At 68.6% G+C, this 16,801-nt stretch carries 15 protein-coding genes; 3 read left to right on the forward strand and 12 right to left on the reverse strand.

From position 1 onward, the window contains the following. Window positions 1-5: 5 nt before the first annotated feature. Complete coding sequence (locus ABD768_RS32625; RefSeq protein ID WP_343966094.1) at window positions 6-284, forward strand: WhiB family transcriptional regulator; 279 nt, start codon at window positions 6-8, stop codon at window positions 282-284. On the opposite strand, the gene ABD768_RS32630 is transcribed toward ABD768_RS32625, so the two are convergent. Beyond that, window positions 277-738: a hypothetical protein gene (locus tag ABD768_RS32630; RefSeq protein ID WP_344847030.1), complete on the reverse strand. Its 462-nt coding sequence runs from the start codon at window positions 736-738 to the stop codon at window positions 277-279. The genes ABD768_RS32625 and ABD768_RS32630 overlap by 8 nt on opposite strands. Before the next feature lie 43 nt (window positions 739-781). Between ABD768_RS32630 and ABD768_RS32635 the strand changes: the two genes are divergently transcribed. Next, window positions 782-1,711, forward strand: coding sequence for a threonine ammonia-lyase (locus ABD768_RS32635; protein ID WP_344847032.1), 930 nt, complete (start codon window positions 782-784; stop codon window positions 1,709-1,711). 28 nt (window positions 1,712-1,739) lie between these two features. Here the strand turns inward: ABD768_RS32635 and ABD768_RS32640 are convergent, their stop codons facing one another. The 11 genes from ABD768_RS32640 to ABD768_RS32690 all read right to left on the reverse strand — a co-directional run bounded on the left by ABD768_RS32640 (window position 1,740) and on the right by ABD768_RS32690 (window position 15,024). Further along, complete coding sequence (locus ABD768_RS32640) at window positions 1,740-3,194, reverse strand: glycosyltransferase family 87 protein (protein ID WP_343966100.1); 1,455 nt, start codon at window positions 3,192-3,194, stop codon at window positions 1,740-1,742. A 47-nt stretch (window positions 3,195-3,241) separates the two neighbouring features. Next, complete coding sequence (locus tag ABD768_RS32645; protein ID WP_344847034.1) at window positions 3,242-4,078, reverse strand: alpha/beta fold hydrolase; 837 nt, start codon at window positions 4,076-4,078, stop codon at window positions 3,242-3,244. Between the two features lie 62 nt (window positions 4,079-4,140). Further along, window positions 4,141-6,885, reverse strand: a complete 2,745-nt coding sequence (locus ABD768_RS32650) for an ATP-binding protein (RefSeq protein ID WP_344847036.1) — start codon at window positions 6,883-6,885, stop codon at window positions 4,141-4,143. A gap of 75 nt (window positions 6,886-6,960) precedes the next feature. Beyond that, on the reverse strand, window positions 6,961-7,707 hold the full coding sequence (locus ABD768_RS32655) for an AfsR/SARP family transcriptional regulator (RefSeq protein ID WP_344847038.1): 747 nt from the start codon (window positions 7,705-7,707) through the stop codon (window positions 6,961-6,963). Between the two features lie 105 nt (window positions 7,708-7,812). Continuing rightward, window positions 7,813-7,986, reverse strand: coding sequence for a hypothetical protein (locus ABD768_RS32660; RefSeq protein ID WP_343966109.1), 174 nt, complete (start codon window positions 7,984-7,986; stop codon window positions 7,813-7,815). 64 nt (window positions 7,987-8,050) lie between these two features. Continuing rightward, window positions 8,051-8,872 carry a bifunctional allantoicase/(S)-ureidoglycine aminohydrolase gene (locus ABD768_RS32665; protein WP_344847040.1) on the reverse strand — a complete coding sequence of 274 codons (822 nt, stop codon included), beginning with the start codon at window positions 8,870-8,872 and terminating at the stop codon, window positions 8,051-8,053. Further along, entirely contained in the window at window positions 8,869-10,212 is a 1,344-nt protein-coding gene (gene allB / locus ABD768_RS32670) for an allantoinase AllB (RefSeq protein WP_344847042.1), read from the reverse strand. Before allB ends, ABD768_RS32665 begins: the two co-directional genes overlap by 4 nt. Before the next feature lie 22 nt (window positions 10,213-10,234). Beyond that, entirely contained in the window at window positions 10,235-11,350 is a 1,116-nt protein-coding gene (locus tag ABD768_RS32675; RefSeq protein WP_344847044.1) for a glycerate kinase, read from the reverse strand. Between the two features lie 131 nt (window positions 11,351-11,481). Beyond that, a complete protein-coding gene (gcl, locus tag ABD768_RS32680) occupies window positions 11,482-13,302 on the reverse strand; it encodes a glyoxylate carboligase (RefSeq protein WP_344847046.1) in 1,821 nt (606 codons plus the stop codon). Next, the gene (locus ABD768_RS32685) at window positions 13,302-14,186 is read right to left on the reverse strand and encodes a 2-hydroxy-3-oxopropionate reductase (RefSeq protein WP_344847048.1); all 885 of its coding nucleotides are present in this window, start codon (window positions 14,184-14,186) and stop codon (window positions 13,302-13,304) included. The genes gcl and ABD768_RS32685 overlap by 1 nt, the downstream gene beginning before the upstream one ends. Before the next feature lie 10 nt (window positions 14,187-14,196). Continuing rightward, the gene (locus ABD768_RS32690) at window positions 14,197-15,024 is read right to left on the reverse strand and encodes a hydroxypyruvate isomerase family protein (RefSeq protein WP_344847082.1); all 828 of its coding nucleotides are present in this window, start codon (window positions 15,022-15,024) and stop codon (window positions 14,197-14,199) included. A 209-nt stretch (window positions 15,025-15,233) separates the two neighbouring features. On the opposite strand from ABD768_RS32690, the gene ABD768_RS32695 reads away from it, so the two are divergent. Beyond that, window positions 15,234-16,766 carry a PucR family transcriptional regulator gene (locus ABD768_RS32695; protein WP_344847084.1) on the forward strand — a complete coding sequence of 511 codons (1,533 nt, stop codon included), beginning with the start codon at window positions 15,234-15,236 and terminating at the stop codon, window positions 16,764-16,766. The last annotated feature ends 35 nt before the right edge of the window (window positions 16,767-16,801 follow it).

Consider the following 16,801-nt stretch of genomic DNA (forward strand, 5'->3'; position numbering starts at 1 on the left):
GCGTCATGAGGCCGACCCTGACAGTGATCGCAGACCCCGCGGACCGCTGGATGACCAAGGCAGCCTGCGTCGGACAAGCATCCTTGTACGACGAGACTGCATCGCCTTGGGAACAGCGCAAGGCGCGCGAGCTCTGCCTGAGCAGCTGCCCCGTGATCGACGAGTGCCACGCCTGGGCGCGCCGGGAGAAGTTCACCGGTACCGCCGCCGGCCAGCGCCTGCTCTACGGCCGCCGGCGTGGGCACCCGGAGACAGCGGCCGCTCCGGAGAGCGCGGTCAGCTGAGGCCGAGGTTGACGCTGAGGTAGCCGTCGTAGTCCGGGTCGTGCGGCCGAGAGAGCACATGCGCGACCCAGGACTGGCGTTCCTGGTCCACTACGAGCAGCTCCCACGCACACGCGGTCGGACCGTCCGGCGGCACCAGGTGGAAGTCCGTAGTACCGAGGTCTGCGCGCAGGGAGCGCACGTACAGGATGTCGAGCTCCCACCAGCCGAGGATGCCCCACAGCGCCTCGGTGCCGGTGTGGACGATCAGGAACGCCATGCCGGGTCGCTCAGCCGTCACTGGTGGGAGGAGCTTGTCCGCTGCGTCCAGGGCCGCCTCCTGGGCGGCAGCATCCGGCAGTACTCCGGTAGCCGAGATGCCGGTCACCCTGACCCGCCAGTCGCCGCGCTGCTCGACGCCAAGCGTGCGGGTGAGACGTGGACGGTAGGCCGGCATGGGCAGTGGCGCGGTCATGGGCCAATCATCTCGCGGCCCAGGTCCAGTTAATGTCTGCGGTATGCCGACCATCGAGGACGTTCGTACTGCCGCTGCGGGACTGCACGGGCGGATTCATCGCACGCCGATGGTCGAGTCGTCGGCGCTCGATGAGCTGTTCGGTGGACGACTCACGCTGAAGGCTGAGCTGTTCCAGAAGACGGGCAGCTTCAAGGTGCGCGGACTGCTCAACAAGACGCTCAAGCTGACCGCGGAGGAACGCGAACGTGGCGTCATCACCGTCTCGGCGGGCAACGCGGCCGGGGCGCTGGCGTGGGCGGCGCGGGATGCGGGAGTGCCGGCGACGGTGGTGATGGCCAAGACGGCGGTGCCGGCGAAGATCGCGGCGGCACGGGCGTACGGGGCTCAGGTCGAGCTGGTCGAGGGCGATCTGATGGGTGCCTACGAGTCGATCCGGGACGAACGGAAGCTGACCGGCGTCCACCCGTTCGACGATCTCGATGTCATCGCCGGGCATGGCAGCCTCGCGCTGGAACTCCTCGACGATCGTCCTGAGGTGGATACCGTGCTCGTGCCGGTCGGTGGCGGCGGACTGATCTCGGGGGTGGCGCTCGCGCTCAAGCTGATCCGGCCGAGCATCCGGGTGATCGGGATCGAGCCGGAGAACGCCGACGTCGTCAGCCGCAGCCTCGCCGCCGGATCACCGCAGAAGCTGCCAACCGCCAAGAGCGTCGCCGACGGCCTCGCCGCTCCCGTCTGCGGCACCCACAACTACGCGATCATCGCCCAGTACGTCGACCAGATGGTCCGCGTCAGCGAAGAGTCGATCATCGAGGCGACTCGATTGGTCATGTCCCGCACGAAGCTCGCCCTCGAACCTGCCGCGGCAGCACCCTTCGCAGCCTTGCTGGAAGGCAAGGTCGAGCTGGGCACGCTGACTGCCGGCGTCGTCAGCGGAGGGAACCTCGACGTCGCGAAGCTCGCCCTCTGACTGATCCGCCAGCGAGCCGGCTGCGTTGCTACGCGTGGACGGGGTCTAGCTGGCGTGGTGGGGCGTCGGGGATTACGCCGTCGCCGGGGTCGTTGACCAGGTCGCCTTGGCGGACTGGGTCGTTTTCTGGGAGGAGGATGTCGCGGGCTACTACCAGCATCAGCCAGAGGGTGCCGGCCATGCGGAGTACAACGGACAGCCAGTAGATCTTGTCCGGCTGGTTCGGGTCTCCGGGCGCCAGGTACTGGGCCAGATGCAGCCAGACCATCATCCAGTAGAACGATTCGCACGCCTGCCAGATCAGCCAGTCGCGCAGCTTCGGGCGGGCCAGGGCGACCAGCGGCAGCAGCCAGAGCACGTACTGCGGTGAGTACACCTTGTTGACCAGCAGGAACGCGGCCACCACCAGGAACGCCAGTTGCGCGAACCGCGGCGGCCGCGGCGCCATCAGCCCGAGGATCGCGATCGAGAGACACAGCCCGGCGAAGATGACGATGTTGAGCTGGTTGACGTCGGCGACCTCGTGCTTGGCCAGCTTCAGGACGTACCAGATCGAGCCGTAGTCGCTCTCGCGCTCGTCGTTGAAGACCCAGAACGACAGCCACTCGTTCTTCGCCAGCAGGTAGATCGGCGCGTTGACCAGCCCCCAGCTGAACCCCGTCGCCACCAGCGCGAGGAACCACTGCCACAGCTTCCGCCCGCGCAGGCACACGATCAGCAGCGGCCCGAGCAGCAGGAACGGGTAGAACTTCGCCGCCGTCCCCAGCCCGAGCAGGATGCCGAACCAGATCGGCTTACCCCGCGACCACGCATACATCGCGCCCGCAGTCAGTACGACCGCGAACAGGTCCCAGTTGATCGTGGAGGTGAAGGCCAGTACCGGCGCAGCGGCGACGTACAGGGCGATCATCGGCTGCCCGCGAGCCCCGCCCTGGCGTTTGGCCACCCCGCGCGCCGTCGCCACCGTCAGGCCGACCAGGATCAGCGCGCAGAGGAAGAGCATCGCGACGTTGACGACGAAGAAGACGCCGGCCGTGTCGCGTTTCTGCGCCTCGGTCACGTCCTTCTTCGGGTCGCCGGTGAAGACCCAGGTGATCTTGGCCGCGACCTCCATGAAGCCGCCGGTGAGCACCGGGTACTCCAGCACCGGGTAGTTGCCGGTGTCGAGGAACGGCCGGTTGCCCTCGGCGAACCCGCGCTCCTGGTAGAGGTAGCCGATGTCGGAGTAGCACAGCGCCTGGAACGGCCGCCAGCTCTGCCGGTTCCAGCCGTCCTCCATGCAGGGCGCCTTCTGCAGGACGCCCAGCGCGAAGGTGATGCAGCACACCGCGAGCGCGATCCGCAGCGGCGTCCACCAGGACGAGCTGAGCCGGGCGAACTTGCCGGTGGGACCGCCGAGGCCGACAGTCAGACGCGCGACGGCCGGTTCGACCTCAGGCCGTCGTTGCGAGTCCTGGGCACTAGGTGGCGTCACGGTGGCCATACTCTCCTATCCGTCGGCCGCCCGGCAGGCGGCGCCCGCCAGGTTACCTAGGTTGTCCACCCCCGTGCGTCATTGCGGTCAGCCGCGCGTCTCTCCAACTGGGTCAGGGCGGCAGCGGCACGGGCGGGGTCCTCCCACCAGAACAGGTGCCCGGCGCCGTCGAACAGCTCCAACTGAGCGCCTGGGATCAAGCCGGCCAGTCGGTGCCCGTTCACTACTGGGATGCCGGCGTCCGCAGTACCGTGCAGGACCGTGGTCGGCCTGGTGACGGTACCGAGCCTGTCGCCGGTGTCATGGGCGAGTGCTGCCTGCCACTGCATCTGTATGACCGGTACCGGGACCTTCACCGAGAGTGCGCGGCTCTGGTAGGTCTCGAGCAGTCCCGGTGTCTCTGCCGCGAACCGCCGGGAGAAGTTGGCCTCGAAGCTCGTCTTGGTCGCATGGTCCGGGTCCCTGGTCGCGAAGGCCTCGACCATGCGCCGGGATGTCTCGGACATCACCCCATCCGGCCCGCCTGCCCAGGTACAGCCGATCGCCAGCGCCCTGACCAGCTCCGGGTGGCGCAGGACGAGTTCCTGCGCCACCATCCCTCCGAGCGAGATCCCGAACACCAGTGCGTCACTCCACCCGACCGACGCGATCACTGCGGCCGCATCCTCGGCCAGGTCGGCCGTACTGAACGCCTCGTCCGCCCGGTCGCCGCGCCCGACCCCCCGATGGTCGTACGCGACGATGTCGAATTCCGGCTCCAGCAGCGACAGCAACTCCTCGCCCCACATCGCGTGATGGGCACCCATCCCCTGGATCAGCAACAGCGGCGCACCCCGCCCACGCCGTACGTAGTCCAGCCGGCGACCGCCGGTGCCTGTCAGATAGTCGAGCATCGTCCCTCCGGGTTCCCTGTCTCGGGCAACTGTCTCCGGAGGTCCTTGCAGCCCGCTTGCAGTCAGTCGCCGGCGAGCAGAGCCAACATGGCGCTCCAGGACAGCTCAAGGCCCTCCGGCACCGCGATGCCTTCGAAGGCGTCCTCGACCCACGGCTCAGCCGGGTTGACCAGTCCCCTGGTACGCAGGCCGAGCAAAGCCGCATGAGTCTGTACCGCCGCCAGCAACCGTCCTGCGTCCTCAGCAGGCCGCCCGACCCGTACCATCGCCAGCGCGCCGATCCGCAGCACGTTCAAGGCGTACGGGTAGTCCTCATGCTCGAGGAACTTGGCCAGCGAGACGCGCACCTTCTCCATCGCCCGCTCAGGCGACGCCACCTCGGGGTGGAGCAGGAACGCCTCCGCGACCGCGAGCGTGGCCCAGGCACGCATGAAGCCGCGCCCCGTCTCCTCGATGAAGTCCGCCTGCGCCAGGATGCCGTCGCCGTCCCCACCGGCCGCCTTCAACAGGGCGACGGCGTAGACAGCACGCGCGGCGGATACCAGTCCTGTCAGGCCGTACTCGTCGCTGATCTCCTCCACCCGTCCGGCGATGTCAGCGGTCAACTCGGTCCGGCCGCCGACCGCGCAACCGACAGCGAGGAACAGGCACAACTCCGCGTAGTCCCGAGGCGATTCCTTCGACACCTCCGGGAGCAGTGCGACCACCTGGTCGACCAACTCGTCGACGCCGCGCAGATCGCCGGAGTAGTAGGTCAGCGCGGTCAGCGAGTTGAGCGCCCGGCCACGGTCGATCGCTGGGCCGTCCGGCGCGGCATCCAGCGCGTCCCGAAGCATCCGGATCGCCTCGGCATGGTGCACGCTCCGGTACAGGTAGACGCCCAGGCCGACGGCCGTGGTCAGCGCCGCCGCCGGATCACGGGCGAGGTCGTGGGCGAATCCGGCCCGGACGTTCGGCAGCTCGCGGTTCATCCGCCGGATGAACCAGCCGCCCCGGTGCTCACGGATCGCGACAGCGCAGCGCGCGGTCAGCAGATGCACCCAGCGGGCCTGCAGTCTCAGCGTCTCGTCGGGGTCTGGATCGAGCTTGCGGCTGTAGGCGCGGATGCTCTCCAACATCAGGTACCTGGTCGGTTCAGCCGTCGTGTCGGCGACCACGACGGATCGAGTCACCAACGCCGACAGCGACTCCAGTACCTCCACCTCGGTACTACGAACGCCCAGGCTCTCCGCCGCTTCGAGCGTGAACCCGCCCTCGAACGCCCACAGCTTGACCAGCAACTCCCGATCCGCGGGATCCAGTAGGTCGACACTCCAGCCGATCGCGGCTTCGAGCGTCTCGTGGCTGGCCAGCGAGCCCTGCGGCACTGCCCCGAGCAAAGCGAACCGGTCGTCAAGGCGGTCGGCGATCTCACCCAGGCCGAGCACCCTCGCCCTGGCGGCGGCCAGCTCGATCGCCAGCGGCAGACCATCGAGCGCGGCCGCGATCCGGCGGGCGGCGGGCAACTCGGTGGCCGATGGCGTCCACCCCGGGCGGACCGACTGGACCCGATCGACGAGCAGGTCCACGGCCGCGTCCGTGTCGGTTGCCCAGGGCAAGGGGTTGACCGGCAGGGTGAGCTCGCCTTCGACGCCTAGTGGTTCGCGGCTCGTTGCGAGGATCCGTAGCTGGGGGCAGCCGTGGATCAGGTCGGAGACCAAGCAGGCGGCCGCTGCGACGAGGTGTTCGCAGTTGTCCAGTACGAGGAGGCCTGGGCCGGCTCCGATGGTGCGGATGAGCAAAGCGGTCGGGTCGTCTCCACTGGCGACCAGGCCGAATGCGTCCACCACGGTTGCCGGTAGTGCGGTGGGGTCCGAGACATCGGCCAGCTTGGCGAACCAGAGGTCGTCCGGGGTGTTCCTTGACACATACTCGACGGCCAGGCGGGTCTTGCCCACGCCGGCCGGGCCGATCAGGGTGACCAGGCGGTGGCGGGTCAGGCGGTCCGTGAGTTGCTTGAGGTCGGCGGTGCGCCCCAGGAAGGAGGTGAGCGGGCGTAGTACCGGCTGGATCGGGGTGGCAAGGGTCGGCTCGGCTAGGCGCAGTCTGGGGTCTTGGGCGAGGATCTGCTGCTCTAGGGCCTGCAGCTCGGGGCCGGGGTCGACGCCTAGCTGGTCGGCGAGCAGGTCGCGGACCTTGCGCAGGGTCGCGAGTGCGTCTCCTTGGCGGTCGGCTCGGTAGAGGCCCAGCACGAGGAGGGCCCAGCGGCGTTCGCGCAGCGGCTGCTCTCGGACCAGTTGCTCCAGCTGGACGACCGCGCCGATCGCGTCCCCGTCGTCCAGCCTTGCCGCAGTGAGTTCTTCCGCTGCCACCTCACGGAGTTCCTGGAGGCGGCTGCGGTCGGCTGCTGTGGAGTCTTCGGGGAGTTCGGGGTAGGGGTCGCCTCGCCAGAGGGCGAGGGCTTCGGTGAGTTGGCGGCGGGCAGTCGGCGGCTTGCTCGATCTCGCCGATTCGATCAGGGCGGCGAAGCGGCGTACGTCCAGCTCGTCGATGGTGAGGCGGTAGCCGGTCGGCGTACGGTCCAGACGATCCCGGTACTCCGGTCCGAGGGCCGCCCGCAGTCTCGAGACGTACGCCTGCATGGCCGCGGCTGCTTTCGGCGGCGGACTGTCGTCCCACATGGCCGCCGCGAGCCGGTCGTTGGACACGGCTGAGCCACCGGCCGCCGCCAGCGCGGCAACCAGCCGACGAGGCAACGCGCCCCCGACATCGATCTGAACCCCGTCAACCAATACTTCGACCGGCCCCAGAACCCGGCACTCGAACACCCCCAGACCATACGCCGCCCCACCGCGCACCGCCCGCCCATTAGCCGTGCCGCCCCTCGACGCCGGGGGCTGGGGTCAGCGCCAGCGGCCGCTTCTCACCGGGACTCGGTGGCGGGGTGTGAGGCGGTGTTCCAAGGCGCAGAGGGATGGGCCGGGGTCGAGGCCGACGCCGTCGGCGAGGAGGCTGCGGACCCGGTGGAGTTCGGCGATTGCCCTTTCGGGCCGACCTGCTTGACAGAGCCCCAGCACGAGGAGTTCCCATCGCCGCTCGCGATAGGGGCTCTCAGCAACGGCCTGCTGTAGTGCAGGAACAGCCCTCGCGACATCACCCAGCGTCAGCCGAGCCGCCTGCAACTCCTCCACGGCGACCTGCCGCAACTCCTCCAACCGCGCTCGCGATCCCACGACCAACGGCGAGTCCCCCAGATCCGCCCACGGCGTACCGCGCCACAGCGCCAACGCCGACTCCAGACTCCCCTCAGCCCGGACCGCGTCATTGCCCCTCAGCTGCTGCAACCCACGATTCACCGCGGCGACGAACTGCCCATGATCCGTCTGCTCAACCGGTACTGCGAGCGCGTACCCAGCTGGCGTCCGGCGAATCCACTCCCCGATCCCCGTACTCCGCAACCGCCACACCATCACCCGCAACGCCCGTACGGCGGCCGCCGGCTGCTCGTCCCGCCAGACGTACTCGGCCAGCACCTCATCGGGCACCGCAAACCCGTCCCCCGTAGCCAGCCCGGCCACCAACCGCCGCGACAATCCCCCACCCAACGGGACCCCAACCCCGTCGACCTCGACCGCCAGCTCCCCCAACACCCGACACACCACCCCGGCTCCCATGCCCCCACGTTCCCGCCGAGACCTTGCAAGCACCTTGCAGTCACCCGCCGCAGTGGTCAGCGGCGGGTGACTGGTGGGCGGTTACCCGGCGCCGTAGCGCAGGATGAAGTCGATGTCGGGGTCCCGGCCCAGGTTCGGGGCAGGCGGGTCTTCGGGGTCGTGGGTGGCGATGGTGTCTTCCAGTTTCACCGCGGGCGGAAGGTGCTTGAACCTGTCGGCGTCCGCTTTCGCCGCGGCGGGGATCTCGTCAGTCATCTCGTGCTCCCTCGAGTCGGCCTACGAGCTGTTAGATGCTCCAAACGACCGTTTGGTTCCGGGGTCAGCTCAGCCGGGGCAGCTTGGCGTGGCGGTTCACGTCCTTGTAGATGAGGTAGCGGAAAGGCCCAGGACCGCCGGCGTAGCAGGCCTGCGGGCAGAAGGCGCGGAGCCAGAGGAAGTCGCCCTCCTGGACCTCGACCCAGTCCTTGTTGAGCAGATACACGGCCTTGCCTTCGAGGATGTAGATGCCGTGTTCCATCACGTGCGTCTCCGGGAACGGGATCACCCCACCCGGCTCGAAGCTGACGATGTTGACATGGAAGTCGTACCGGACGTCCAGCGGATCGACGAACCGTTGCGTCCGCCACCGCCCCTCGGTCCCGGGCATCTCGATGCCCTCGACCTCAGCCTCGTTCGTCACGAAAGCGGCCGGTACGTCGATCCCGTCGACCGCCTCGTAGGCCTTCCGCACGAAGTGGAAGGTCGCGAGCTCGTCGCTGGTGTTGCGCAGCGTCCAGTCCGAGCTCGGCGGTAGGAACGCATAACCACCCGGCGCCAGCTCATGCTTCTCCCCGCCGACCGTCAGCACCAGGTTGCCCGAGACGACGAACAGCACGGCCGAGGCGCCCGGATCCGTCTCCGGCTTGTCGCTGCCCCCGCCCGGCGAGACCTCGACGATGTACTGCGAGAACGTCTCCGCGAACCCCGACAGCGGACGCGCGATCACCCAGAGCCTGGTGTTGTCCCAGAACGGCAGCTGGCTGGTGACGATGTCGCGCATCGTGCCGCGCGGCAGTACGGCGTACGACTCGGTGAAGACCGCGCGATCGGTGGTCAGCTCCGTCTGCGCGGGGTGCCCGCCCTTCGGGGAGTAATAGGTCATGCGTCGTCTCCTCGGGTCAGCAGCCGGCCACGAGGGTCGGCGTGGATGTCGATCGGGCGGCCGCGCAGCCAGGTGCTGCGCACCACGCCGGCGAGCGGGCGTCCGGCGTACGGGGTGATCGCGTTCTTGTGATGGAGCGCGGCGACGTCCACGACGAAGGACTCGTCGGGGGCGAAGACGCAGAAGTCCGCGTCGTACCCGACCTCGAGCCGGCCCTTGTGCGCCAGACCGACTTGCGCGGCCGGTGCCTGGCACATCCAGCGGGCGACGTCGGTGAGCGTGAATCCGCGCTCTCGCGCGCCGGTCCAGACGGCGGGCAGGCCGACTTGCAGCGACGCGATGCCGCCCCAGGCCGCGCCGAAGTCGCCGGTGTCGAGTCGCTTGAGGTCGATGGTCGACGGCGAGTGGTCGGACACGACGAGGTCGATCACTCCGTCGCGGAGTCCTTGCCAAAGCAGCTCGCGGTTGGCCGCCTCGCGGATGGGTGGGCAGCACTTGTACTGCGTCGCGCCGTCGGGGATCTCCTCGGCGGAGAAGGTGAGGTAGTGCGGGCAGGTCTCCGCCGTGATCGGCACGCCGTCGCGCCGGGCTTCGGCCAACAGCGGCAGGACGTCGGCGCTGGAGACGTGCAATATGTGCACTCGGCAACCAGTTTGGCGGGCGAGGTCGATCACCTCAGCCACTGCCTTGTTCTCCGCCTCGCGTGGGCGGGAGTGCAGGAAGCGCAGATAGCTCGCACCGTCCGGCGCGGGAGCGTGGTCGATCTGGTGAGCATCCTCGGCGTGCACGATCAGCAGCCCGTCGAAGGAGCTGATCTCCCGCATCGCCTGCTCGAGTTGCGCGTGGTCGAGCGGCGGGAACTCATCCACCCCCGAATGCAGCAGAAAACACTTGAACCCGAACGTCCCAGCCTCGTGCAGCGGCCTCAACTGCTCGGCATTCCCCGGGATCGCGCCACCCCAGAACCCGACGTCCACGAACGCCTGACTCTGGGCCGTCTTCCGCTTGAGCTCCAGCGACGGTACGTCGCAGGTCGGCGGGATGCTGTTGAGCGGCATGTCGATGATCGTCGTCACGCCACCGGCCGCGGCGGCCCGGGTCGCACTGGTGAACCCTTCCCAGTCGGTACGCCCCGGGTCGTTCACATGCACATGCGAGTCGACCAGCCCCGGAAACAACACCTCATCCTCAGCCAACTCAACCGCCTCGGAAGCGTTGAGGTCAGTGTCATATGGCTCGATGCTGACGATCCGGCCGTCCTTCACGCCCACGGCGGCGGGCACCAGGCCCGTAGTACTGACCATCCGGCGGGCCCGGATGACGAGGTCCATCGCGGTCATGCGGTCCCCTCTCGGTTGAAACTCATCGTAGGTCGGCCGCGATCCGTTCACCGAGCATTCGCAGCAACGGCACCGGATCGGCGATACACCGCTGCACATCAGGCTCCAAGTCGTTCAGCGCATACGCCTTCGCAACCCCCACCTCCCTCAACTGCTCCCCCTCCAGCGTGTTAACCCCACAAACAGCCACCACCGGTACGCCGGCAGCCACCCCAGCCGCTGCCACCCCCACCACCGCCTTCCCCCGCAACGTCTGCTCGTCCAACTTCCCCTCCCCCGTCACCAGCAAGTCAGCCCCACGCACCCGCTCGTCGAACCCCGCCAGTTCCAGCATCAACCCGATCCCCGCCCGCAACTCCGCCCCCAACACAGCCACCCCCACAAACCCCACACCACCAGCAGCCCCGGCCCCCGCCGCTTCACGTTCATCCCGACCGACTGAGGAGGTGACCAAGTCGGCCCAGTGAGCCATCGCCTTGTCCAACTCTTCGACATCGCCCGGGGTGGCGCCCTTCTGGGGGCCGTATGTCGCTGCGGCCCCGGTTGGGCCGGTTAGGGGGTTGTCGACGTCGCAGGCGATGACCAGATCGACTCCCTGTAGGCGTTCGCGGATTGCGGCTAGCTCCAGCGACTCCGCGGCGAGCAACCCGGCACCACCCTCCGGTACCTCTTCACCGCGGGCGTCGAGCACCTGGGCGCCCAGTGCGCGGATCAGCCCGGCCCCTCCGTCCGTACTCGCACTACCGCCGATCCCAAGAATCACCCGGCTACAGCCGTCCGCGATCGCCGCAGCCAGCACCTCACCCACACCCCGCGAGGAGGCCGTCATCGGAGCCGGCCGACCGCCAGGCAGCCGCACCAACCCACACACGTCAGCCAACTCGACCACCGCCGTGTCCCCGCGCCGCGCATACCCACTCAACACCGGCTCCCCAGTAGGCCCAGCAGCTGTAACCGGCACCAACTCAAACCCCGCAGCAACAACAGCGGCCAGCGTCCCATCCCCACCATCAGCCACCGGCACCCAGTCGACCTCGACCTCCGGCCGTCCCAGCCGCAGCCCGTCGCCGACCGCAGCAGCAACCTCGTCGCTACCCACCGACCCCTTGAACTTGTCCGAAGCAACAACCACCAACACCAAGCCACTCCTTCACTCATGCCGACCGCGTTCCACCGGACCCGCCAGCTGTCGGCTGGCGGGTTGTTCGTCGGCTGGCGACCTATAGCGGGCCAGCCGCCGAACAAACACCGTTCGTCCGCTCGGGTCCGTCAGCCGGCCGGTGCGGGGAGGGCGGAGGTGGGGTGGTCGGTCAGGTGTGGGGTGCGGAGGATTGCTGTGGGGGCATCGCCGGGGGCAGTGGCCAGGTCCTCGAACTCGGTGATGTTGTTGAGTTCTGTACCCATGGAGACGTTGGTGACTCGTTCGAGGATGACCTCGACTACGACCGGGACCTGGTACTCGGCGATCAGTTTCTTCGCCTGTTCCAGGGCGGGCAGGATCTCGTCCGGTTCGGAGACCCGGAGGGCCTTGCAGCCCAGGCCCTCGGCGACCTTCACGTGGTCGACCCCGTAGCCGTTGAGTTCGGGGCTGTTGAGGTTTTCGAAGGAGAGCTGGACGCAGTAGTCCATCTCCAGGCCACGCTGGGCTTGGCGGATCAGGCCCAGGTAGGAGTTGTTCACGACCACGTGGATGTAGGGGATGTTGAACTGCGCCCCCACCGCCAGCTCCTCGATCAGGAACTGGAAGTCGTAGTCGCCGGACAACGCGACGACAGTCGAGTCCGGGTCGGCGACGGCGACACCCAGGGCGGCCGGGACGGTCCAACCCAGCGGACCGGCCTGGCCGGCGTTGATCCAGTGCCGCGGCCGGTAGACATGCAACAACTGCGCCGCCTGGATCTGGGACAGGCCGATCGTGCTGACGTAGCGCGTCTCCGGACCGAAAGCCCGGTTCATCTCTTCGTAGACGCGCTGCGGCTTCACCGGCACCACGTCGAAGTGCGTCTTCCGCTGCAAGGTCGCCCGCCGTTCGCGGCACTCCTCACCCCAGCTGAAGCGCCCGGCCAGCTTCCCCTCGAGCGCCCATTCCCGGGCAACCTCGACGAAGACCTCCAGCGCGGCCCGCGCATCCGAGACGATCGAGTAGTCCGGCGCCAGCACCCGCCCGATCTGCGTCGGCTCGATGTCGACGTGCACGATCGTGCGGCCCTCGGTGTAGGTCGCGACCGACCCGGTGTGCCGGTTCGCCCACCGATTGCCGATCCCCAGCACGAAGTCCGACGCCAGCAACGTCGCGTTCCCGTACCGATGCGACGTCTGCAACCCGACCATGCCGGCCGCCAGCGGATGATCGTCCGGAATCGAACCCCACCCCATCAACGTCGGCACAACCGGTACGCCGACCAGCTCGGCGAACTCGACAAGCAACGAAGCGGCGTCCGCATTGATCACCCCTCCACCCGCAACGATCAGCGGCCGCTCGGCGGCGTTGAGCATTCCCAGCGCCTTCTCCGCCTGCGCCCGGGTCGCGGCAGGCCGTAGTACCGGCAGCGGCTCGTACGTGTCGATGTCGAACTCGATCTCCGCCAACTGCACGTCGATCGGCAGGTCGACCAGCACCGGCCCCGGCCGCCCCTCGCGCATCAACCAGAACGCGCGCTGGAACGTCCCCGGCACCTGCGCCGCCTCCATCACGGTCACCGCCCACTTGGCGACCGGCCCGGCGATCGAGGCGATGTCGACGGCCTGGAAGTCCTCCTTGTGCAGCTTGGCCACCGGCGCCTGCCCGGTGATGCACAGGATCGGGATCGAGTCGGCCGAAGCGGAGTACAGGCCGGTGATCATGTCGGTGCCGGCGGGACCCGACGTACCGATGCAGACGCCGATGTTCCCGTAAGCGGCCCGCGTGTACCCCTCAGCCATGTGTGATGCAGCCTCGACGTGACGCGCCAGGACGTGCTTGACCCCACCATGCTTCTTCAGAGCGCTGTAGAACGGATTGATCGCGGCACCAGGCAGCCCGAACGCCTGCGTCGCACCTTCCTTCTCCAGGATCAGTACTGCGGCATCGACCGCGCGCATGCGAGCCATCAGGCCACGTCCTTCCCGGACAGCCGCTCCACGCCACGCAACAGAGCAGAGTGGTCCAGCCCGCCGTCGCCATTGGCCCGAGCCGACGCAACCAGCTGAGCCACCAGCGCACCCAGCGGTACGACGACGCCGGCCTCGCGAGCCGCGGCCGTCACGATGCCCATGTCCTTGTGATGCAGATCGATCCGGAACCCGGGCTGGAAGGAGCGCGACAACATGTTCTCCTTCTTCTGCTGCAACACCGCCGACCCCGCGAGCCCACCCCCGAGTACCTCCAGCGCGGCCTTCGTGTCGACGCCGTACGCCTCCAGGAACACCAGCGCCTCGGACACCGCCTGGATATTGGCGGCAACGATCAACTGGTTAGCGGCCTTAACCGTCTGTCCCGAACCACTCGGCCCGACATGCACGACGGTCTTCCCCACGGCGTCGAACAGCGGCTTGGCGATGGCGAAGTCATCCGCCTCCCCGCCGACCATGATCGACAACGCCGCGTTCCGGGCACCCGCCTCACCGCCGGACACCGGTGCGTCGAGCAACCGGAACCCGACGGCCCGCGCCTGCTCGGCAAGCCGCTGGGTGACGTCCGGGCGGATGGACGAGAAGTCGATGATCAGCGTGCCGGTCTCGGCCAGCTGGAAGACGCCCTCCTCGCCGGTCAGCACGGCCTCGACGTCGGGCGAGTCCGGCACCATCACGCAGACCACGTCGGCACCCTTGACCGCGTCGGCCAGCGACTCGGCCGCCCGGCCACCGGCCTCGACCAGCGCGACCGCCCGCTCCGGGCTCCGGTCGAACCCGGCCACCACGTGTCCGGCGTTGGCCAGATGGACAGCCATCGGGTTGCCCATGATGCCCAGCCCGATGAAAGCAATGTTCGTCATCTCGAATCTCCTAAGAAGTAGCCAGGCCGCGGCGTTGGAGCGGCAACCAGCTGAAGCTGTCGTTGGTGGAAGTGGCCGGCTTGTACTCCAGCGAGACCCACCCGGAATACCCGTTGGCCTCGAGCGCGGCGAGCTGAGCCTCGAGCGGTAGCGATCCGGTGCCGGGCTCGTTGCGCCCGGGCGCATCCGCGATCTGCACATGCGCGATCCGGTCGGTGTGCTCGGCGATCACCCGATCGACGTCGTCACCGTTGACCGCGAGGTGGTACAGATCCGCCAGCAGCCCGAGATTCTGTACGCCGTACGCCGCCCGCGCCCGATCGATGACACCGAGCACATCGGCGGCCGTCCGCAGCGGATACCGCTCGGCCCCGCTGACCGGCTCGACCAGCACCGTCGCACCGATCCGCTCCGCAGCCCGAGCCGCCAACGCCAAGTTCTCGACGGCGAGCTCATCCTGCTCCCGGGCCTCCACTCCGTCCTCGCGGTTGCCGTAGAGCGCGTTGAACGCCCGGCACCCGAGCCGCTCCCCGATCCCGACCGTCACGTCGACGTTGTCCCGGAACTCCCCCGACCGCTTGGGCGACGACGCCAGCCCGCGGTCGCCACCCGGCATGTCCCCGGCGAAGAAGTTGAGCCCGACCAGCTGCACCTCGGCGTCCCGGATCGCCGCCACAAACCCGTCGACCGAGGCATCCCCCGGTACCGCCTCGGCGAACGGCCACCAGAACTCGACCGCCCCGAACCCGGCCTCCCGGGCAGCCGCCGGCCGCTCCAGCAGCGGCAGCTCGGTGAACAGGATCGAGCAGTTCACGGCATGACGCAGCGCGTGGCTCATGGAGTCCTTCTCTCGTTTTCCGCATTGTGGAAACTTGCTTCTGCTATGCGAAATGACCATAGGATGCCGATCAACGGCCCGTCAAGCACCGCCGCCCAAGCCCGAAGAGGCCTGTTCAAGGTCCGGACGGGCCGTCTTCCGGAAAAGCACTCCTTTCGCGCGCGCGTACCCGCGTTGTACGTTCCTCCAAAGGGATGAAAGAGGCGCAGATGCTGCTCTCCGAACTGTTCGAGCCGCCAGAACTGCGGCTCCGGCTGCTCCACGCGGCCCGCGGCGCCTACGACCGACCGATCGGCCGGATCATCACCACCGACCTGCTCGAGCCCGGCACCTACCTCAACGGCGGCGAACTCGTCCTCACCGGCCTGGTCTGGCGCCGCAGCCCCAAAGACAGCGAAACCTTCGTCGCATCGGTAGCAGGCCGCGGCGCGACCACGATCCTGGCGGGCGCAGCGCTCCTCGGCGAGGTCCCCGACGACCTCCTCGAGGCCTGCCGCCGCCACCAGGTCACGCTCGTCGAGGTCCCCACCGAGATCGCCTTCGCCGACGTCACCGAGTACGTCGCGGCCGCCGGCTCAGCCGGAACCGGCGCCCGTCTGTCCGCAAGCCTCGTCCGCCAACGCCAGCTCCTCTCGGCCATCGCCTCCGGCCGCAGCCTCGACGAGCTGACCGCCCGGATCTCGACCGAGATCGGCCACGACTGCCGCGTCATCACGTCCACCGGCCGTCACGTAGTACCGGGCCCCGGACCGCTCGACGAGGAGACCCTCGACGCGATCACCAGGCGCTTCCTGACAGCGGATCGCACGCCCGCGGTCGCCGACGCGGCCGGTACGTCGTACAGCCTGTTCCCCATCGGATCGGGGCTCGGCAACCGCCTCACCGCCTGGCTGCTCGTCGTCGACGGCGACCACACGCAATGGGCCCGCGCCCACGTCGAAGCGATCCAGGAACTGTGCGCGATCGCCGCTCTGGACCGCGTACGCCGCGACGAGGGCCGCCTCGCGCTACGCCCGCTGGTGGAGGACGCGCTGAGCCTGGTCGAATCCGGCGGCCCGCAAGCCGAGGTCGCGACCCGCCTCCGTCAGGCCGGAGTACAGGTCGATCGCCCGATGGCCGTCGCCGTGGCCGAGCTCAGGGACGACGGCCCGGTCGAGATAGCGCACTCGCTGATCGAGGATGTCGCCCTCACCGTCGGACCGGCTGTCGTCGCGGCCGGGCGGGACGGTTTGCTGGTCGCGTTGCTGCCCTGGTCTGCCGAGCTTCCCGACCTACTCCGGAGCGCATTCGGCCGGCTCGATCCCGGCCTGTCGCGGGCCAGACTCGCGGTCGGCGTCAGCGGCGAGACGACCGTCGACGCGCTGACCGGAGCGCTGGAGGAGGCACGGTTCGCGCAACGGGCGGCGCTGTCCGGGCGGACCAGGGTCTCGGTCGTCACCTCCGACGAGGTCGCCTCGCACGTCCTGCTGCTGGCGACCGTGCCCGACGACGTCCGGCGTACCTACGCGCACCGCGTCCTGGGCCCGGTGCTCGAGCACGATCGCCGGACCCGCGCCGATCTGCTGGCCACGCTGACGGAGTTCCTGGCGTGGTCAGGCTCCTGGTCGCGGACCGCGGAGTCGCTGCACCTGCACGTCAACACCGTTCGCTACCGGATCGAACGCGTCGAGCAACTGACCGGTCGCGATCTGTCGAACTTCGAGGACCGGGTGGACGTGTTCCTGGCCCTCAAGTCGCTCTGATTGGAGGATCCTCCAAAAGCGATCGATCCGATACC

The sequence above is a fragment of the Kribbella ginsengisoli genome (assembly GCF_039537185.1).
Classification (GTDB): Bacteria; Actinomycetota; Actinomycetes; order Propionibacteriales; family Kribbellaceae; genus Kribbella; species Kribbella koreensis.